Annotated in this window: 14 protein-coding genes and 3 pseudogenes; 10 read left to right on the top strand and 7 right to left on the bottom strand. The window is 68.1% G+C overall.

The window, feature by feature from the left end:
* Positions 1-15: 15 nt before the first annotated feature.
* The 3 genes and pseudogenes from pta to BW737_RS08310 all read right to left on the bottom strand — a co-directional run bounded on the left by pta (position 16) and on the right by BW737_RS08310 (position 4,772).
* Positions 16-1,917, bottom strand: a complete 1,902-nt coding sequence (gene pta, locus BW737_RS08300; RefSeq protein ID WP_338063889.1) for a phosphate acetyltransferase — start codon at positions 1,915-1,917, stop codon at positions 16-18.
* Positions 1,918-2,375: 458 nt separating this feature from the next.
* A pseudogene (locus BW737_RS08305) lies at positions 2,376-3,340 on the bottom strand (sugar phosphate isomerase/epimerase family protein).
* The gene (locus BW737_RS08310; RefSeq protein ID WP_338063886.1) at positions 3,231-4,772 is read right to left on the bottom strand and encodes a Gfo/Idh/MocA family protein; all 1,542 of its coding nucleotides are present in this window, start codon (positions 4,770-4,772) and stop codon (positions 3,231-3,233) included. The pseudogene BW737_RS08305 and the gene BW737_RS08310 overlap by 110 nt, the downstream one beginning before the upstream one ends.
* Positions 4,773-5,193: 421 nt before the next feature.
* On the opposite strand from BW737_RS08310, the gene BW737_RS18190 reads away from it, so the two are divergent.
* Both BW737_RS18190 and BW737_RS08315 read left to right on the top strand, forming a co-directional pair.
* Positions 5,194-5,397: a helix-turn-helix domain-containing protein gene (locus BW737_RS18190; protein WP_257210632.1), complete on the top strand. Its 204-nt coding sequence runs from the start codon at positions 5,194-5,196 to the stop codon at positions 5,395-5,397.
* An 88-nt stretch (positions 5,398-5,485) separates the two neighbouring features.
* A complete protein-coding gene (locus tag BW737_RS08315) occupies positions 5,486-6,244 on the top strand; it encodes a LacI family DNA-binding transcriptional regulator (RefSeq protein ID WP_257210633.1) in 759 nt (252 codons plus the stop codon).
* A gap of 69 nt (positions 6,245-6,313) precedes the next feature.
* Here the strand turns inward: BW737_RS08315 and iolG are convergent, their stop codons facing one another.
* From iolG to BW737_RS08330, 3 genes and pseudogenes are all read right to left on the bottom strand, one after another.
* Positions 6,314-7,303 carry an inositol 2-dehydrogenase gene (gene iolG, locus BW737_RS08320; protein ID WP_086614281.1) on the bottom strand — a complete coding sequence of 330 codons (990 nt, stop codon included), beginning with the start codon at positions 7,301-7,303 and terminating at the stop codon, positions 6,314-6,316.
* Between the two features lie 15 nt (positions 7,304-7,318).
* A pseudogene (locus tag BW737_RS08325) lies at positions 7,319-8,394 on the bottom strand (transaldolase family protein).
* A 130-nt stretch (positions 8,395-8,524) separates the two neighbouring features.
* On the bottom strand, positions 8,525-9,271 hold the full coding sequence (locus BW737_RS08330; protein ID WP_086614280.1) for a GntR family transcriptional regulator: 747 nt from the start codon (positions 9,269-9,271) through the stop codon (positions 8,525-8,527).
* Positions 9,272-9,915: 644 nt separating this feature from the next.
* On the opposite strand from BW737_RS08330, the gene iolC reads away from it, so the two are divergent.
* The 5 genes and pseudogenes from iolC (at position 9,916) to BW737_RS08355 (ending at position 16,230) form a co-directional block, all read left to right on the top strand.
* Positions 9,916-10,905: a 5-dehydro-2-deoxygluconokinase gene (gene iolC, locus BW737_RS08335; protein WP_086614279.1), complete on the top strand. Its 990-nt coding sequence runs from the start codon at positions 9,916-9,918 to the stop codon at positions 10,903-10,905.
* Positions 10,906-10,918: 13 nt separating this feature from the next.
* Positions 10,919-11,797: a Cgl0159 family (beta/alpha)8-fold protein gene (locus tag BW737_RS08340; protein WP_086614278.1), complete on the top strand. Its 879-nt coding sequence runs from the start codon at positions 10,919-10,921 to the stop codon at positions 11,795-11,797.
* The gene (gene iolB / locus BW737_RS08345; RefSeq protein WP_086614277.1) at positions 11,794-12,681 is read left to right on the top strand and encodes a 5-deoxy-glucuronate isomerase; all 888 of its coding nucleotides are present in this window, start codon (positions 11,794-11,796) and stop codon (positions 12,679-12,681) included. The genes BW737_RS08340 and iolB overlap by 4 nt, the downstream gene beginning before the upstream one ends.
* Positions 12,682-12,741: 60 nt before the next feature.
* On the top strand, positions 12,742-14,649 hold the full coding sequence (iolD, locus tag BW737_RS08350) for a 3D-(3,5/4)-trihydroxycyclohexane-1,2-dione acylhydrolase (decyclizing) (RefSeq protein ID WP_086614276.1): 1,908 nt from the start codon (positions 12,742-12,744) through the stop codon (positions 14,647-14,649).
* 88 nt (positions 14,650-14,737) lie between these two features.
* Positions 14,738-16,230: pseudogene (locus BW737_RS08355) on the top strand (CoA-acylating methylmalonate-semialdehyde dehydrogenase).
* A 257-nt stretch (positions 16,231-16,487) separates the two neighbouring features.
* Here BW737_RS08355 and BW737_RS18195 read toward each other — a convergent pair.
* Positions 16,488-16,934: a hypothetical protein gene (locus BW737_RS18195; protein WP_257210634.1), complete on the bottom strand. Its 447-nt coding sequence runs from the start codon at positions 16,932-16,934 to the stop codon at positions 16,488-16,490.
* A 17-nt stretch (positions 16,935-16,951) separates the two neighbouring features.
* On the opposite strand from BW737_RS18195, the gene BW737_RS18200 reads away from it, so the two are divergent.
* From BW737_RS18200 to BW737_RS08370, 3 genes are all read left to right on the top strand, one after another.
* Positions 16,952-17,422, top strand: a complete 471-nt coding sequence (locus BW737_RS18200) for a sugar phosphate isomerase/epimerase family protein (protein ID WP_257210635.1) — start codon at positions 16,952-16,954, stop codon at positions 17,420-17,422.
* A gap of 108 nt (positions 17,423-17,530) precedes the next feature.
* Complete coding sequence (locus BW737_RS08365) at positions 17,531-18,541, top strand: Gfo/Idh/MocA family protein (protein WP_086614275.1); 1,011 nt, start codon at positions 17,531-17,533, stop codon at positions 18,539-18,541.
* A gap of 35 nt (positions 18,542-18,576) precedes the next feature.
* A complete protein-coding gene (locus tag BW737_RS08370; protein ID WP_086614274.1) occupies positions 18,577-19,449 on the top strand; it encodes a sugar phosphate isomerase/epimerase family protein in 873 nt (290 codons plus the stop codon).
* The last annotated feature ends 136 nt before the right edge of the window (positions 19,450-19,585 follow it).

Raw genomic sequence — 19,585 nt, forward strand, 5'->3', positions numbered from 1 at the left:
GCGCCGGGGCACTGCTCAGGCCTGTGCCTGGACGGCGGTGATGGCCACGGTGTTGACGATGTCCTCCACCAGGGCGCCGCGGGACAGGTCATTAACCGGCTTGTTCAGGCCCTGCAGCACCGGGCCGATGGCGACGGCACCGGACGAGCGCTGCACCGCCTTGTAGCCGATGTTGCCGCTGGACAGGTCGGGGAAGATGAACACATTGGCGCGGCCCGCCACCTCCGAGCCGGGAGCCTTCTTGGCGGCCACGGTCGGGTCAATGGCGGCGTCGTACTGGATGGGGCCTTCGACGGCCAGCTCGGGCGCCTTCTCCCGCACGATCTCGGTGGCCTCGCGCACCTTGTCCACGTCGGCGCCCTTACCGGAGGTGCCGGTGGAGAAGGACAGCATGGCCACGCGGGGCTCCACCCCGAACTGGCGGGCGGTCTGCGCGGAGGAGATCGCGATGTCGGCCAGCTGCTCGGCGGTCGGGTCCGGGTTGACGGCGCAGTCGCCGTACACCAGCACCCGGTCCTCCAGCAGCATCAGGAACACCGAGGACACGATGGAAGTGCCCGGCTTGGTCTTGATGATCTGGAAGGATGGCACGATCGTGTGGGCGGTGGTGTGGGCGGCGCCCGAGACCATGCCGTCGGCGTCGCCCATGTGCACCATCATGGTGCCGAAGTAGGACACGTCCTGGACCTGCTCCCGCGCTTGCTCCAGGGTGACGCCCTTCTTGGCGCGCAGCCGGGCGAACTCCTCGGCGTACTTCTCCAGTAGCTCAGGGTCGGTGGGGGACACGACCCGGGCGGCGGAGATATCCAGGCCCAGTTCGGCGGCGCGGGCCCGCACCGTGGCCTCATCTCCCAGCAGGATCAGGTCGGCGATGCCGCGGCGGGCGATGACGTCGGCGGCGCGCAGGATGCGATCGTCGTCGGGCTCGGGCAACACGATCGTCTTGCGGTCGCCCCGGGAGCGCTCGATCAGCTCGGCTTGGAACATGATGGGGGTGACGACCTCGCTGGGCTCCACCTCCAGGGCGGCCAGCAGGCCGTCGACGTCGGCCTCCTGCTCGAAGGTGGTCACGGCGACGTCGAGCTTGCGGGAGGAGGCCTGGCCCAGGCCGCCCTGCAGAGGGCCGGCGACGGAGGCGGCCGCGAAGGTGTCAAGCGGGGAGGTCATTACCGGTAGCGGCAGCCGTAGACCCTTGATCAGACGCAGCGCGTGCGGTGCCACCTCGAAGCCGCCGTTGAGCACCAGGCCGGACAGGTTCGGGAAGCCGGCGGAGGCCTGGGCGGCCGCCAGGGAGATCAGGGCCGCGGAGCGGTCGGCGGGGACAATCACCACCTGCCCCTCGTTCAGGCGCTCCAGCACGTGGGAGACATCCATGGCGGCGATCAGTACGCCCTCTGCCTCGCGGTCGAGCAGGGCCTCGTCGCCGCAGATGAGGGTGCCGTCGATCGCGTCCATCACCTCGCGCACGGACGGGGCGCTCAGCAGCGGCACCTCGGGCAGGGTCGTGGTGGTTACGCCCTCCAGGCCGGCTAGGGCAGCGGCAACCGCAGCGCGTGTGTCTGCCGGGCACTTGTTGGCCACGACGGCGACGGTGCGGGCATGGTTGTCGGCGATCTCCGCCATGGAGACCTCCACACTGCCACGCACATCCTCGGGGTCGCCCTGCCCGGAGACCACCAGCAGCACGGGTACGCCGATATTGGCGGCGACGCGGGCGTTGAGGGCCAGCTCGGGGTTGCCGACCACGTCGGAGAAGTCCGAGCCGTCGATGATGACGACGTCGTGGTCGCGGGCCACCGCCCGGTAGGCGTCCACGATGCGGGAGAGAGATTCGTCGGGGTCGGCGTGGAACTCATCCCAGGTCACGCCGATGCACCGCGCGGCCGGCGTGGTGGAGCCGCAGCGGCGTAGCAGCAGTTCGAGGAAGGGCTCGTCCTCGCGGGAGGCGACGAAGGGGCGGAAGACGCGACTTTCGCCACCACTTTGGTCAGGGAGGCGACCAGGCCGAGGGCTACGGTTGACTTGCCGGTGCTGGCATTGGGGGAGGCGATGTAAATGCTGCGCGCCACGGTTTAGGTGTCCTTCTTCTGCGTCTCGACGTCGAGTGGGGTGCGCCGCGGGCGGCCGTAGCGCATCGGACCTAAGTCTGCCCCAATTGGCGCTATCTTGGGGGCCGCAGAGTCGGCCTACGCACGTTTATGTCCGACTTTTTGGTCACGTGCCGGGCGGGAGCAGTGGGACGGGCGCGGGCGGGAGGAGAGAGTCTCGGCTTACCATCCGCGGTCCTCGTTCCTCGGCCCGCTCCCGCCAGCCCCGGCCGCGCCTTCGACCCCTCCTCCCTCCCGCTTCGTGGCGGTCAATCGACTCCCGGCTGTTCAGAGCTTGGCGGCCGCCTCAAGCAGGTTGGTGGCCGAGAGCTGCAGCCCTTCGACGTTGCCGTACTCGGCGTCCTCGTGCTCGATGTTGACGTTCATGTCCGGGTTGATTGAGGCGATGGTGCGCAGGAACTCGGCCCAGTAGTCGGTGTCGTGCCCCAGGCCGAGGGCGACGAACCGCCAGGCGGGGTCCTGCGGCCAGGCGGTGCACCAGTATCCGTAGGCGACCGGCGTCTTGTTCTCCGCCTCGGCGGGGACGTGCCCGAAGTCGGTGTCGAGCACGCCGCGGTAGGCGGCGCCGGGGAAGATCTTGGTGTCCTTGGCGTGCACGTGGCCGACGAGGCTACCCAGGCGCTTGGTGGCCGCGATCGGGTCCATCTGTTGCCAGAACAGGTGGGAGGGGTCCATGTTCACCTTCAGGTTCGTGGCCCCGGTCGCCTCCACGAGTCGCTCGAAGGCGGGGATGTTGAACACGAGGTTGCGCGGGTGCAGCTCCAAGCAGACCTGCACGTCATGGTCCCGCGCCAGGGCGTCGATCTCCTTGAAGAAGGGCACCACCACGCTCCACTGGTAGTCGAGGATCTCCATGTCGATCCCGTTCCACGGGTTGACCACCCAGGTGGGGTACTTCGCCGTCGGGTCGGTGCCGGGAGTGCCGGACATGGTGACGATCTCGCCGACGCCTAGCAGGCCCGCCAGCTTGATGGCGTTGCGGATGTCCTCGGCGTGCTTGATGCCCTCGGCGGCAGCGGTGAGGTGGGGTTCCCGGAGGTGTTCAGGCCCGACAGGCGCATGCCGCGCTCGGCGAAGATGCCCAGGTAGTCCTCCCGAGCCGCCTGGGAGGCGAGCAGCGCGTCAACGGGGCAGTGTGGGGAGGGGATGAAGCCGCCGACGTTGACCTCGGCGCCGGTCAGGCCGGCCTCCTTGAGGACGTCGAGGGCGGCTTCCAGGGGTCGGTCGGACAGGCAGGCGGTGTAGGCGCCGTAGTTGAGTGCCATAAGAGTCTCTCCTTGTAGTTCCTTGGATATGCGATGTCGTGGTGGGTGGTGATCCGGGGCGGGTGGACGGCCCCGGATCACTTGTTGAAGGGGGTGATGTCGACGGCGGCACCACCGTTGGCCGCGGAGCTGGCCACGGCGTCGGCGATGAGCATTTCGCGGTAGCCGTCGGCGAAGGTCGCGCACGGCGGCAGCGCGCCCTCGGTGACGCCGGCGACTGCTGCAGGAAGGCGTAGGCCTGGTAGGTGAACTGCTCAATCTGGGTCAGGCCCACACCGCCGAAGGCCATGGAAGAGCCGCGCGCGAAGTAGGGGAAGGTCGGGTTGACCAGCACCTGCCGGGCGCCGCCCAGGCCGGCGGGGGAGGCGACGTCGTCGAGCTTGATCTCTCCGCAGCGGGCCAGGTCCCAAGAGGCCCGTCCCTTGGTTCCCAGCACGTCCAGCATCATGGCGTTGGGCATGTTCCAGGCCACCCGGGAGCAGGAGAAGGTGCCTACGGCGCCGCTGGCGAAGTGCCCGGTGAAGGTGGCGACGTCGTCGTTGGTCACGTCCGCCATTTCCACCGCGGAGGTGTCCAGGGCAGTGCCGCGGGTGACGTGCCCCTTGGCGACGGGGCGCTGCTTGATGGAGGTCATCATGGCGCCGCCGGAGACGGACACCAGCGGTCCGCAGATGAGCTCGGCGGTGTCGATGAGGTGGCTGCCGACGTCACCCAGGGCACCGGAGCCCATGGGGCCGGAGTAGCGCCAGGCCATCGGGGTGTTGGGGTCGACGCCGTAGTCGCACCAGTAGCGGCCCTCGAAGTGGTTGATCTCGCCCAGGTGGCCCTCGTGCACCAGCTTGGCGATCTCGGCGATGGCCGCGTTGCGGCGGTAGGTGAAGCCGACGGCGGTGACAGTGTCGGTGGCCTGCTCGGCCTCCGCCATGGCCTTGGCGGATTCCAGGGTGTCGGCCAGCGGCTTCTCGCACAGTACGTGCTTGCCGGCGCGAATGAGTGCCTCGGCGATCTCGCGGTGCAGGGCGTTGCCGACCACGATGGAGACGATGTCGATGTTGGGGTCGTCGGCGATGTCGCGCCAGTCGGTGACGGCCTTCTCGTAGCCGTAGCGCTCGGCGGCGTCCTGGGCGAAGGTTCGTACGCGTCGGCAATGGCGGCCAGGCGGATCTTGGGCAGCCCCAGGTCGTAGACGGTGCCGACCTGGCGCCAGGCGTTGGCGTGCGTGGTGCCGGCCATGCCGGCCCCGATGACGGCGACCGATAGGGAGGTGCTGGTGTTCATAGTTGGTGTCCTCGTTGACGGTGGATGTGATGGCGTGTGCGTGAGCGACGGCGAATACCGACTGCGGGCAGCGGCAAGAAACGCGGCAACACGCTAATTCACGCGCGTGAATTGGCGTCACCAGTATGTTCTGCCAGAGCGGGCAGAGTCAAGGGGCTGTGTCGGCGAACTTTGACTTAGTCAGGACAATCGTTCGCGGATCAGCGCCTGTTGGGCCTTCGCCGCAGTCGTACCGGATGCTGGCATCGGTTCCGGTCATCCCGCGTCGGTTTGGACCCCTTGCGTCGATTTGGACCCCTTGCGTCGGTTTGGACCCCTTGCGTCGGTTTGGACCGCTTGCGCGACACACAACAGCGGTCCAAACAGGGGATAGCGGTCCAAATGGACTTACGCGGTCCAAATGGACTTACGCGGTCCAAACCGGGGACGCCCGCCCTTCCGGCTTCGGCAAGGCTCATAGAATGCGCGAATCACACCGTCCGCCCGGATCGGTGAGAGGAGCTCGGGCAGCCGTCTGTATGCAGCGTTGGAGGAGGAAGTGCATGCCTCGAGGTAACGGCTCGCGCGTCACCATCACCATGGTTGCGGCGCGCTGTGGCCGGTCGGTGTCCACCGTGTCCGCGGCGCTGAACGGCGCTCCGGGTGTGGCCACCGCCACCCGGGAGGAGATCCTGCGGATCGCCGGCGACATGGGCTACGAGGCCGATCCCCGTGCGCGCCTGCTGCGGCGCAGCCACTCGGATTAATCGGCGCGAGCTTCACCGTTGGGCAGGCATTCCAGGGCTGATCATTGACGGCCTGTACCGGGCCTGCGCCGAGCTCGACCATTCTCTAGTGCTCGCCGCCGTCACCGCGCACCGCGGCGGTGCTGAGGGGATGCGAGCCCTGCTCGCCGACCACTGCGAGGGACTGGTCTTGGTGGACCCGGCCATCTCCGAGGCCGAACTCTCCCGCGCCGAGAAGCGGGTGCGGACTGTCGTAGTGTGTCGGACTACCGCCGCGGAGGGCGTCGATGAGGTGCGCTCGCGCGACGACGTCGGTATCACTGTCCTGGTCGACCATTTGGTTGCCACCGGTCGGCGCCGCATTGTCTACCTCGACGGTGGTGGGGAGTCCGCCTCGGCCGCGCGTGTGGCCGCCTATCGCACCGCCATGACGGCACACGGCCTGGGCGAGTTGGTGCGCGTGATTCCCGGCGGGGCCGACGAGGACGCCGGTGCCCGCGGTGCGGGCGTGCTGGTGGAGGAGCCGGAGCCGCCCCAGGCTCTGGTGTGCTTCAACGATCACGCCGCCGTCGGGGCACTCATGGAGCTGCGACGACGTGGCGTCCGGGTGCCGCAGGACGTGGCCGTATGCGGCTACGACGGCATCCCCGTCACCGCCTCGGCCGCCTTCTCCCTGACCACGGTGCGCCAGGACGCGGCACTGATCGCTGAGGTGGCGGTGCGCACCCTGCTGGCGCGAGTGCACCGGGGCTCGGACAGAGAGGCGGCGCCGAAGCTGCCCGACGACGTCGTGCGGGAGGCGCGTCCTCAGGGTGGCTGGGCTTATCTAGTCACGCCCGCACTGGTCGTGCGCGGCTCCACGGCTTGACCCGGCCGTCCGCCATGGGACGACCGGGTCAAGCAGAGGGGAAGGGGCTGAAGCCGCCCCCGACGCGGTTCAGGCCAGGCGTACCGGCTGCCCGCTGTGGGCGGACTCGGTGGCGGCCTCGGCCAGGCGCAGGGCGGCGACGGCGTCGGCGATGCCGGTTGGGGGAGTGGTTCCCGCCTCGACCGCCTCGATGAAGGCCGACAGCTCCAGCCGGTAGGCGTCTGCGTAGCGCTCGAGGAAGAAGTCCAGGTAGGGCTCCTGGGCGTCGGTGACCTCGGCGTTGGACAGGCGCACCGTGTGGGCACGGACGTTCTCCGCCAGCAGGGCGCCGTCCCGGCCCGACGCCTCGAGGCGCTGGTCGTAGCCGGAGGCGCAGTGGCGGTTGTTGATGATCGTCGCCACCGCGCCGCTGGCCGCCTTGAGAGTGACCACGGCGGCGTCGAAGTCGCCGGTCTCGGCGATGGCCGGATCCAGGTGCTGGCCCACGGCGTGGACCTCTACGATGTCGCCCAGGAAGAAGCGGGCGGTGTCGAAGTCGTGGATGGTCATGTCCCGGAAGATGCCGCCGGAGACCTTGATGTACTCCGCCGGCGGGGCGGCCGGGTCGCGGGAGATGATGGTCAGCTGCTCCAGGGCGCCGATCTTGCCGTCCTGAACCGCGGCATGCACGGTGGCGAAGGAGGGGTCGAAGCGGCGGTTGAAGCCGAACATCACGGGGGTAGTGACGGCGTCCAGTTCGGCGCTGGCCGCCTCCACATCCTTCATGTCCAGGGCAATGGGCTTCTCGCACAGGACCGCCTTGTCGGCCTTCGCGGCCGCCAGCAGGTGGGGGATGTGCAGGGGCGTGGGGGAGCCGACGACGACGGCGTCGACCTCCGGGTCGGCGAAGACCTCCTCGGCGTCCTTGCAGGAGCGGGCCCCGTACTGGGAGGCCAGCTTCTGCGCGGCGTCACCGAAGGGATCGCACACGAGCGCGAGGTTGGCCTGTGGGTGGGCGGCTACGGTGCGGGCGTGGACGTGGCCGATGCGGCCGGCACCGATGATGGCGATGTTGAGCATCTCAGAGGTTCCTCATCACGGCTGGGGCATGATGACGTCGCGTACCAGGCGTCCAGGTCGGCGTCGGCCTGGAGGAAGCCACGCAGTGTGCGGCGGGTGGCGCCGTAGGACTCGAACTCCTCCGGGGTCATGCCATCGGGTTCGTAGGCGCGGACGAACTCGGGGATCGACAGCAGCGTCTCCATGATCTCCGGGGCGACGGGGACGTCGATTCGGGGCTCGACCTTGTAGCCGGAGTCGTTAATGAGCTTCTGCCACTTGAAGGGCGGGGAAACCACCAGGTCGCCGCCGACCAACTCGGACCAGTGCATGACGTTGCGGAAGGCGGCGGACAGAACGCGGGCGCGCAGGCCACGAGCCTGGAACTCCTGGTAGGCGCGCTTGAGGGCGGCCACGCCGCCCCACTCCAGGTGGCCCGGGTCGATGAACAGGTTGTCCCGCTTGGCGACGATCTTGAGCCAGTCGTCCAGGCGACCGCCCATGAGTGTGACGACCGGGCCCATGGCGGAGGTGTCCTTGCCCTCGGCCTCACGCCGCTTGAGGCCACGCTCGATCGCCTCGCCGGCGGTGACGGCCTGGGGTACGGAGAAGGACACGGTCACGTTGACGGACACGCCGCGGTAAGTGGCGTCTTCGATCGCCTCAATGCCGGTGGCCGTGGCGGGGATCTTGACGATGATGTTCTTGGCGAGCTTGGAGAACTCCTCCGCCTGATCGGCCAGCGCCTTGGCGGAACGGGCCAGGCGCGGGTCGGTCTGCATCGACAGACGGCCGTTGCGACCCTTGTGCTCCTCGAAGATCGGCTCCAGTAGCTTGGCAGCGTCGACGCTCAGCTCCCGCACCACCTGCCAGCCGATCTCGGACTCGCTGGCCTCGGGCATCTCCTCGGCGAGCTCGGCGATGCGCGGGAGCCAACGCTCCTTCTTCTGGTTGATGCAGGTGTAGGCGATCGTTGGATTGCAGGTGGCGCCCACGCCACCGAAGGAAATGGACTGGCTCAACTCGTCGGGGTCGGCCGAGTCATTCCACAGGGCGGTTGGGGTGGTGCGGGCGGCCTCGAGAAGGGGGCCGGGGGTGTATTCGATGCTCATCGGCGTGCTCCTGGGTTATGTGCGAGGACCACCGGCGTCTTCGACAGCGTGGCCCGTTGGCCCAATTCAAACCCGGAGCGCCGCCACTGTCAAGAGTTTGTACTGACAAATTTGAGGCGGTCGGGTGGGGTCAGCCGGTGAATAGGGAGGTCTCGAAGGAGTAGCGCGAGGCGCGGTAGATGTGGTCGCCGTACTCGATTACCCGGCCAGTGGCGTCATAGGTGGTGCGTTTGGCGGTTAACAGTGCGGCGCGGCGGCGCTCGTCCAGGGCCGCGGCCTCCTTGGCGGTGGCGTTGCGGGCGCCGATGACCTGCTTGGCGGTCGCGGGCACGATTCCGCGCCCGCGCAGCAGGTCGTACAGTCCCGCATGTTCCAACTCCTCACGGGTCGGCGCGATGGCCGCTGGCAGCAGGTTGTCCATCAAGGCGATCGGCTCGCCGTCCGCGCTGCGCAGGCGACGCAGGTGGGTCACCTCGGTACCGGGGTCGATCTCCAGGCGCTCGGCCTCCTCCTCGTCGGCGGGGTGCGTGGTGTACTCCAGGAGCTCGGTGGAGACCTTGTGCCCGGCGGCGGTTAGATCCGACAGCAGGCTGGATAGCTCCATGGGGCGACGCACATGCGGAGAGGCGACCACCGTGCCGGCGCCGCGGCGACGGGAGACCAGGCCGCGATCTGCCAGGGACTGCAGGGCCTGGCGCGCGGTGGGGCGGGAGACCTGCAGGCGCTTGGCCATCGAGACCTCGTCCTCAATGCGGGTTCCCGGTGCCAGCTGGCCCTCGAGAATGAGTGCACCGAGGGCCTCCGCTATCTGGGCGTATAGCGGAAGCTCGCTGGAGCGATCAATGGTGATCTCTGGCTGGAAGGGCGTATCCGACATGCAAGCTCTCTGAAAGAGGCGAACGTTAGACACATGGTACGGCGCAAATGGCGCGGCGGGGGTACTAATCGGATTCCGATTGTGGTGCGCCGGTTTCGCTGGAAGCGCGTGGGGCCCTGTATCCCACTGGGGTGGTGCTGGTCTACTTGCTGGGGTTGGCGGGGTCTCGAGGGTGTGGGCTGTGGTGACGGTGGTTGGTCAGAGGCGCCCGCCGATCGCGACCTCATCTGCGCGAGAACGACTTCGTCGGCCCGAACGTGTCCCCTTGTTCTCGAATGTGGCAACCGGTATCGCGGCCTGGCCTGAACCGCCGCACCCTCAAGCCGGAAGAGCCCGTTGACTGTGCCGGTTAGGGGTTAACAACGCTACTTAACGTTCTGCTGTATACCTCAGAGCCCTTCAGTAGACCGTTAACCGGCGTTGTTAACCGCGAAGTGGCGTAGTAGACCGCGAAGCGGCGCAGTGGATGGCCTCACCGCTGGTGGTGGCGCGGGTCCTGTGGTTCGTCGGTGCGGTCGAGCCGGGCAGATTTGTTCTGACAAATCCCTTGACGGGGTGGCGGTCGCTGGGCCAGACTTCTGGCAGCGGGCCCTCGCGGGCGCCCCGATGCGCCCCGCCCCGATGATGTGGAAAGGGAGACCATCATGACCGCTCCGTCGAGCACGCCGCCGCTCGATGTACTGACAATCGGACGCTGTGGAATCGACATCTACCCGCTCCAGGTCGGTGTCGGTCTGGAGGACGTGGAGAGTTTCGGCAAGTTCTTAGGCGGAAGCCCCACCAACGTCGCCGTGGCCGCGGCGCGCTACCGGCACCGCTCCGCGGTGATCACCGGGGTGGGTGACGACCCCTTCGGGCGCTTCGTGTGCTCGGAGATGCGGCGCCTCGGCGTCTACGACGACTACGTGGTCACCAAGCCGGACTTCAACACCCCGGTCACCTTCTGCGAGATCTTCCCGCCGGACAACTTCCCCCTGTACTTCTACCGCGAGCCCTCCGCCCCCGACCTGGAGTTGACCGACAACGACATCCCCGGCGATGCCGTCCGCGACGCCGCCATCTTCTGGATCTCCGCCACCGGGCTGAGCAAGGAGCCTTCGCGCTCCGCCCACCACGCCGCCCTGGACCTGCGCGAGCGCAAACAGCACACCATCATCGACCTCGACTACCGCGCCATGTTCTGGAAGGACGAGGCCACCGCTCACCGCGAGGTCTCCGCTGTCCTGTCCAAGGTCACCGTGGCCATCGGCAACCGAGAGGAGTGCCGCGTCGCCGTCGGGGAGACCGAGCCCGACAAGGCCGCGGACGCCCTGCTGGAGGCCGGCGTTGAACTGGCTATCGTCAAGCAGGGCCTGGAGGGCACCCTCGCCAAGACCCGCGATGAGCGCGTGGAGATCCCCGTGACCCCGGTGGTCACCAAGAACGGCCTGGGCGCGGGTGACGCCTTCGGCGGCGCCGTCTGCCACGGGCTGCTGTCCGGCTGGTCGCTGGAGAAGACGATCTTCGCAGCCTCCACGGCCGGCGCGATTGTCTCCTCCCGCTTGGAGTGCTCGACGGCGATGCCCACCGAGCCGGAGCTGCTCACCCTGATGCGCACTCACCGCGAGCTCGTACCCACCCTGCAAGACCTGTGAGGAGGAGCAGCACATGTCTGACACGCCCTTGACCGACCGGATCGTCGAGATCCGTGCCCACGCCCCCGAGCGCATCGCCCGGGTCCTGGCCGAGCGTCCCCGCGGCACACTGCCCGACGGCGACGGCAAGCTCATGATCATCGCCTGCGACCACCCCGCCCGCGGGGCGCTCGCGGCCGGTGACGACCCCATGGCCATGGCCTCCCGGGAGCAGGTGCTCGCCCGCTGCGTCACGGCCCTGTCGCGGCCCGGGGTGAACGGCTTCCTCGGCACCGCCGACCTTATCGAGGACCTGGCGCTGCTGGGCGCCCTGGACGGCAAGCTCGTCTACGGCTCCATGAACCGCGGCGGCCTGGCCGGTGCCGCCTTCGAGATGGACGACCGCTTCACCGGCTACGACGCCGGCGGGGTGGTCGATGCGGGCCTGGACGGCGGCAAGATGCTGCTGCGCATCAACTACTCCGACTCGGCCACCGCCGACACCATCGCCGCCTGCGCCGCCGCCGTCGACGCCCTGGCTGAGCGAGGAGTCATGGCCATGGTCGAGCCGTTCATTTCCCGCTGGGAGTCCGGGCGCGTGGTCAACGACCTCAGCCCCGACGCCGTCATGACCTCCATGGCCATCGCCTCCGGCCTGGGTCGCACTTCCGCCTACACCTGGCTCAAGCTGCCGGCGGTGGCGGACATGGAGCGGGTTATGGAGGCCTCCACGCTCCCCGCCCTCATCCTGGGCGGGGCCGTCTCCGCGGACGCCGACGCCGCCCGGGAGTCCTGGGCCAGAGCCCTCGCCCTGCCCACCGTCAAGGGGCTGGTCATCGGCCGCTCCCTCCTATTCCCCCCAGACGACGACGTCGCCGCCGCCGTCGACAACACCGTAGGACTGCTCTCATGAACACCACCGCCCCAGACGCATCCGACATCTACGTGCCCGCGGGCTCCAGCGGACACGGCACCCTCACCGTCGACGTCGATCCCGCCCGCGCCGGCTGGACCTACTCCGGCCTGCGCGTGTGCGTGCTCGCGCCCGAGCGCTCCACCATCCTGGAGACCGGTGAGTCCGAACTGCTGGTGCTGCCGCTGGAAGGGGCCGCCACCGTGCTGGTGGACGGGCAGTCCTACGAGCTCGCCGGCCGTACGGGCGTGTTCGAGGAGATCACCGACTACCTGTACGTGCCCCGCGGCAAGACCTTCACCATCACCTCCCACGGGCGGGGGCGCTTCGCCCTGCCGGCGGCCGTGGCCTCCCGCGACCTGCCGGTCGCCTACTATGGCCGCGACCAGGTGCGCACCGATTTGCGCGGCGCGGGGGACTGCTCCCGGCAGGTGAACAACTACGCCCTGAACAACGGCGTGACCACCTCGCACCTGCTGTGCTGCGAGGTGCTGACCCCCGGCGGCAACTGGTCCTCCTACCCGGCCCACAAGCACGACGTCGCCTCCGTCGACGAGCGCGAGCTGGAGGAGATCTACTACTTCGAGATCCGCACCGCCCCCGACGGTAACGCCGGCTTCGGGCTGCACCGCACCTATGCCTCCAGCCCCGACCGCCCCATCGACCTGTGTACCGAGGTGCACCAGGGCGACGTCGCCCTGGTGCCCTACGGCTACCACGGCCCGTGCGTGGCCGCGCCCGGGTATGACATGTACTACCTCAACGTCATGGCCGGCCCGGCCGAGGACCTGGTGTGGCTAGCCCCCGACGACCCCGCCCACCACTGGATTCGCGGTACCTGGGAGACCCAGGAGATCGACCCCCGGCTGCCCATGACCCACTGATTTCGATCACCCGAACAGAACTCGTCACCAATCGCCCAAACACAGAAGAGAAGAAGACATATGAGCAACGAAGCCTACGCGGGCACCATCCGCCTGACCGTCGCCCAGGCCACCATCCGCTTCCTGTCCAACCAGTACTCCGAGCGCGACGGCGTCGAGCAGCGCCTGATCGCCGGCGCCTTCGGCATCTTCGGCCACGGCAACGTCGCCGGCATCGGCCAGGCGCTGCTGCAGAACGAGGTGGCGCCGCTGGAGGGCGAGGAGCCCATGCCCTACATCATGCCCCGCAACGAGCAGGGACAGGTACACGCGGCCGCCGCCTTCGCCAAGACCAAGAACCGGCTGCAGACCTACATGTGCACCGCCTCCATCGGCCCGGGCTCGCTCAACATGGTCACCGGTGCCGCCCTGGCCACCACCAACCGCCTGCCCGTGCTGCTGTTCCCCTCCGACCAGTTCGCCACCCGCGTGCCCGACCCGGTGCTCCAGCAGCTCGAGGACCCCACCACGCTGGACATCACCGTCAATGACGCCTTCCGGCCCGTCTCCCGGTTCTTCGACCGCATCAACCGGCCCGAGCAGCTCATCCCCTCGCTGCTGGGCGCTATGCGCGTGCTCACGGACCCGGCCGACACCGGCGCCGTCACCATCGCCATGCCGCAGGACGTCCAGGCCGAGGCCCACGACTGGCCGATCGAGTTCTTCCGCAAGCGCGTGTGGCACGTACGCCGCCCCGTGCCCGAGCCCGCCGCCCTCGAGCGCGCCGTCGCCCTCATCCGCGACGCCAAACGCCCGCTGCTGATCGCCGGCGGCGGGGCCATCTACTCCGAGGCCTCCGAGCAGCTGCGCGCCTTCGCCACCGCAACCGGCATCCCGGTGGCCGACACCCAGGCCGGCAAGGGCGCCATCAACTTCGATCACCCCTGCGCCGTCGGCGGGGTCGGCTCCACCGGCGGCGACTCCGGCAACCACTTGGCGGACAAGGCCGATCTGATCATCGGTGTGGGAACGCGCTACTCCGACTTCACCACCGCCTCCAAGACCCAGTTCAAGAACCCCGACGTCAAGTTCGTCAACGTCAACGTGGCCGCCTTCGACGCCGCCAAGCAGAGCGCCGAGATGGTGGTGGCCGACGCCCGCGAGGCCCTGATCGCGCTTACCGAGGCCCTGGCCGACTACCACGTGGAGCCCGCCTACACCGAGGAGATCGCCCGCGAGCGCGAGGCCTGGTTCGCCGCCACCGACAAGTGCTACCACCTGGGGCACACCCCGCTGCCCGCCCAGACCGAGGTCTTCGGCGCCCTCAACGAGTTGCTCGGCGACGAGGACGTGGTCATCAACGCCGCCGGCTCCATGCCCGGCGACCTGCAGGCCCTCTGGCAGGCCCGCACCCCCACCCAGTACCACGTGGAGTACGCCTTCTCCTGCATGGGCTACGAGATCCCCGCCGCCCTGGGCGTCAAGCTCGCCCGGCCGGACAGCGAGGTCGTCTCCATCGTCGGGGACGGCACCTACCAGATGCTGCCCATGGAGCTGGCCACCGTGGCCCAGGAGGGCATCAAGGTCATCTACGTGCTGCTGCAGAACTACGGCTTCGCCTCCATCGGCTCCCTGTCCGAGTCCCACGGCTCCCAGCGCTTCGGCACCAAGTACCGCCGCCGCGGCCAGGGTGGGCACCTGCAGGACGAGGACAAGATCGCCGGCGTAGACATCGCCGCGAACGCCGAGTCCTGGGGGTTGAAGGTCTACCGCGTCAGCACAATCGCGGAGTTCAAGGAGGCCTACGCCCAGGCACACGCCGGGGACGAGGCCGCCATGATCCACATCGAAACCGACCTGTACGGCCCGAACCCGCCGGCCTCCTCCTGGTGGGACGTGGTGGTCTCCTCCGTCTCCAACCTGGAGTCCACCCAGAAGGCCTACAAACAGTACGTCGAGGACCGCAAGCCGCAGCGTCACTATCTGTGAGCGCCCGACTGCCCAACGCCTGAAGAACACCTGAAACAAACACCCCAAGGAGTCAGCGATGACACAGAGCACGCCAGCGGCCTCGGGCCTGCGGACCATCAGCCACTGGATCGACGGCAAGCCCTACGAGGGCACCCCCATCGGCCGCTTCCCGGTGGAGAACCCGGGCACCGGCGAGGTGGAGGCCGAGTTGCTGCAGGCCTCGGACGCGGACCTGGACTACGCCGTCGAGGTGGCGACCCGAGCACAGAAGGAGTGGGCCAAGTACTCCCTGGCCAAGCGCACGGCGATCATGTTCCGCATGCGCGACCTGGTGCTGGAGCACCAGGATGAGATGGCACGGATGATCGTGGCCGAGCACGGCAAGAACTACTCCGACGCCATCGGCGAGATTCAGCGTGGCCGGGAGACCCTCGACTTCGCCACCGCGATCAACCTCGCATTGAAGGGTGAGTGCTCCTTCGACATCTCCACGGGCGTGGATATCCACACCCTGCGCCAGCCGGTCGGCGTGGTCGCGGGCATCGTGCCCTTCAATTTCCCGGCAATGGTGCCCATGTGGATGCACCCGATCGCCATCGCCACCGGCAATGCCTTCATCCTCAAGCCGGCGTCCATGACGCCGTCGGCGGCCCTGCTCACCGCCGAGCTGTACAAGGAGGCCGGCCTGCCCGACGGCGTGTTCAACGTCGTGGCCGGTAATCGGAAGATGGTCACCAAGGTGCTGGAGCACCCCGGCATCAACGCCATCTCCTTCGTGGGTTCCACCCCGGTGGCGCACATCGTGCAGGACACCGGCGTCACCCACGGCAAGCGGGTGCAGGCGCTCGGCGGTGCCAACAACCACGCCATCGTCATGCCCGACGCCGACCTGGACTTCGCCGCCCAGCACATCTCGGCCGCCGCCTTCGGAGCCGCCGGCGAGCGCTGCATGGCGCTGCCCGTCGTCGTCGCCGTCGGCGGAATCGGCCCGGACCTGGCCCGGCGGGTCAAGGCGCACGCCGAGAGGATCAAGGTCGGCTACGGCATGGACGAGGGCGTGGAGATGGGACCGGTCATCGACGCCAAGTCCAAGGAGAAGATCGTCGGGCTGATCAACGAGGGCGAGTCCAAGGGTGCCGACGTGGTGCTGGACGGCCGTGGCCTGGTGATTCCCGGCCACGAGAACGGGCACTTCCTCGGCCCCACCATCGTGGACAACGTGCCGCTCGACTCCGAGCTGTACCGGGAAGAGGTCTTCGGTCCGGTTCTGGTGATCGTGCACGCCGACACCTACGAGGAGGCCATCGAAATCGTCAATGCCTCGCCCTACGGCAACGGCTCCGCCATCTTCACCAACGACGGTGGTGTCGCCCGTCGCTTCCAGCTGGACGTGGAGGCCGGCATGGTCGGCATCAACGTGCCGATCCCCACCCGGTGGCCTACTACTCCTTCGGCGGGTGGAAGGAGTCTCTGCTCGGGGACACCCATATCCACGGCCCCGAGGGCGTGAAGTTCTACACCCGGGCCAAGGCGGTCACCTCCCGCTGGCCCAGTGAGAAGACCTACGCCGCCACCATGTCCTTCCAGCGCGAGGAGTAGCCCACGCTCGTGGGGCGCGGTCCGCACGTGCGTGCCCCCGCGGCATCCCGTGGCTGCGGGGGCACGCCGTGTGCTTGTCGAGACCAGGCGAGCGCGCGGTGCGGACCTCACAACAACTGAAATTTGTCAGTACAAATCCCTGGTGTTTTGCGTGCTCGACCACTAGACTCAAAACCGTCCGAAACGATTCGGACGTTTGGGTCGGGCCCTGCGCCGACTCAGGCAATCCATCAGAACTCTCAGGAGCGACAATGACGTCAACCGCCTCGAAGGCTGTCAACACCAACGACCCGAAGTACTCCAAGCTCACCATCGGCGTCTGCCCCGACCAGTGGGGCGTCTGGTTCCCCGACGACCCCAAGCAGATGCCGCCCCGCCAGGCCTGGCAGGAGATGGCCGAGGCGGGCTTCGAGGTCATCGAGACCGGCCCCTGGGGATACTTCCCCACCGACCCCAAGGAACTGCAGACGTGGTGCGACGAGTTCGGCATGCGCGTCGTCGCCGGCACCGGCTGGGGCATCCTGCACAAGGCCGAGGCCTGGCCCGAGACAATCAAGCACTTCCGCGAGATCGCCGAGACCCACGCCGCCGTCGGCGCCGAGTACATGGTCCACCTGCCCCCGCTGTACCGCGACGACAAGACCTGGGAATGGACCGACGACCGCGTCCTGTCCGACGACGCCTGGAAGCTCTACGTCGAGCACGCCAATGCCCTGGGCAGATGCTGCTGGACGAGTACGGCCTCAAGATGGTGCTGCACCCGCACGGCGACTCCCACATCGAGACCCCCGAGGAGATCGCCCGCATCTTCGACGCCACCGACCCCACCTACGTCAACCTGTGCCTGGACTCCGGGCACGTCGTGTACGGCGGCGGTGATCCGGTCGAGCTGTGCAAGCAGTACCCCGAGCGCATCACCTACGTGCACATCAAGGCCTTCGACGAGGACATCACCCGCGAGGCCCACGAGAAGGACTGGCCCTTCGGCGAGGCCGTCACCAAGGGCGCCTCGGTCTGCCCACCCGCCGGCCTGCCCGAGATGCACGCCTTCGTCGATGCGCTCGCCGAGCTGGACAAGCCGATCTACTGCATCTGCGAGCAGGACTGCTACCCCTGCGAGCCGTCCTTCCCCAAGCCCAACGCCATCAACATGCGCAAGTACCTGGCCGAGTGCGGCCTGGGCCTGGCCTGAGCGGGGCGCGCCGGCGGGTCGCGCCGTCGGCGAACCGCTGCCCCGCCCCCGAAGCGTCCTCCAATAACCCCAACACAGCTCCACAACGAATCCTCAAGGAAGAGAATCATGACCGTACGCATTGGTCTCATCGGCGCCGGCGGCATGGGCCGCGCCCACCTCGCCCGCATCACCAACGAGCTGTCCGGCGGCAAGATCGTCGCCGTGGCGGACATCAACCACGACGCCGCCGTCTCGGCCGCCGAGCCCTACGGCGCCAAGGCCTACGACACCTCCGACGAGCTGGTGGGCGACCCCGAGGTCGACGCCGTCGTCATCGCCACCTTCGGCAAGGTCCACGCCCCCGACGTCATCAAGTGCATCGAGGCCGGCAAATACGTCCTGTGCGAGAAGCCCCTGGCCACCACCGCCGAGGACTGCATCAAGATCATGGAGGCCGAGCAGAAGGCCGGCAAGAAGCTGGTCACCGTCGGCTTCATGCGCCGCTTCGACGCCGCCTACAACGAGATGAAGGCCGTGCTGGAGGCGGGCGAGAACGGCCAGGCCCTCCTGGTGCACAACCGCCACCGCAACCCCTCGGTGCCCGAGTCCTACACCTCGCGCATGGCCATCGACGACACCGCCATCCACGAGATCGACACCATGCGCTGGTTGCTGGGGGAGGAGATCGTCAAGGTGCGCGTCGAGCGCCCGAAGTCCACCACCCACCGCTTCGAGCACCTGATCGACCCGGTCGTGGTGGTCATGTACACCGAGTCCGGCGTGCGCATCGACGACGAGGTCAACGTCAACCTGCAGTGGGCCTACTCCATCGAGTGCGAGCTCGTGCTCGAGACCGCGGCGGTGCGCCTCGGCGACCAGGAGAAGATCCACATCCGCGACGCCCACGGCAACCGCAACGCCATGTGCCAGTCGCACATCGACCGCTTCCAGGGCGCCTTCAACCGCGAGTTCCAGGAGTGGATCAACGCCGTCGCCCGCGACGAGCACACCGGCTCGACCTCCTGGGACGGCTACGCCGCCACCTCCGTCGTCGACGCCGCCGTCGCCTCCCTGGAGGACGAGACCTCCCCGCTGGTCGACGTCACGCTCATCGACAAGCCGGACTTCTACGCCTGACAGTAGGCGGGAAGGCGAACCGAAAGGAGAGACCCATGGTCGACATCGCACTCGACCCGAACATGTACTACTTGAGCATGTCCACCGCGGACACCCTGCACAAGGCTGCCGAGCTCGGGTTCAAGTACGTGGAGCTGTCACCCAACGACGAGTTCCACCTCTGGCACCACTACCCCAAGGCCGACCGCGCCTTCATCGCCGAGCTCAAGCAGGCGGAGAAGGACTCCGGCGTCAAAGTCCGCACGCTCAACCCTGTGTTCAACTGGTCCTCGCCCGACGAGGCCGAGCGGCAGGCGCAGGTGCGCAACTGGCGGCGTCTGCTCGAGCTGGCCGACGCCCTGGACGTGCGTGACATCGTCTCGGAGTTCTCCGGCGACCGCAACCGTGCCAGCCGTTCGGAGCAGCAATGGTACAAGTCCATCGAGGAGCTGATCCCGCACTTCGAGAAGTACGGCATCCGCCTGAACATGGAGGCGCACCCCTACGACTTCGTCGAGCTGCACGACCGGGCCCTGGAACTCGTGCGTTCCGTGGACAAGGACTGGCTCGGGTACGAGTACTGCTGCCCGCACACCTTCCACCTGTCCGACGGCGCGGGCGACGCCGACCGCATGATCCGCACCGCCGCGGCGGCGGGCAAGCTCCGGGAGGTGCACGTCTCCGACGGCTTCAACCACCGGATCAATGACGGCAACCGGTACATCATCAACCCGCCGGGCGCCGACGTCACCGTCCACCAGCACAACGCCATCGGCAACGGCGAGGTTCCCTGGGACCAGGTGTTCTCGGCACTGCGCGAGGTCGGCTTTGACGGCGTGGTGTCCGTGTGCATCTTCGGCTGGCACGAGTGGGCCGACGAGTACAACAAGGCCGCGCTGGAGCGCCTGACCCAGGAGCTCGGCGCCTAATCCCCGGGCCGGTCGCTCCGCACGCCGCGGAGCGACCGGCCCCGTAAGTCAATGCAGTCGCTACAGACAATCTCAAAGGGTGGGGCGAAGCGCTTGCGGAAATTTGTCCTGACAAATAGTCGCTATTCGTGTTAGC

Source organism: Actinomyces ruminis (assembly GCF_002154335.2).
Lineage (GTDB): Bacteria > Actinomycetota > Actinomycetes > Actinomycetales > Actinomycetaceae > Actinomyces > Actinomyces ruminis.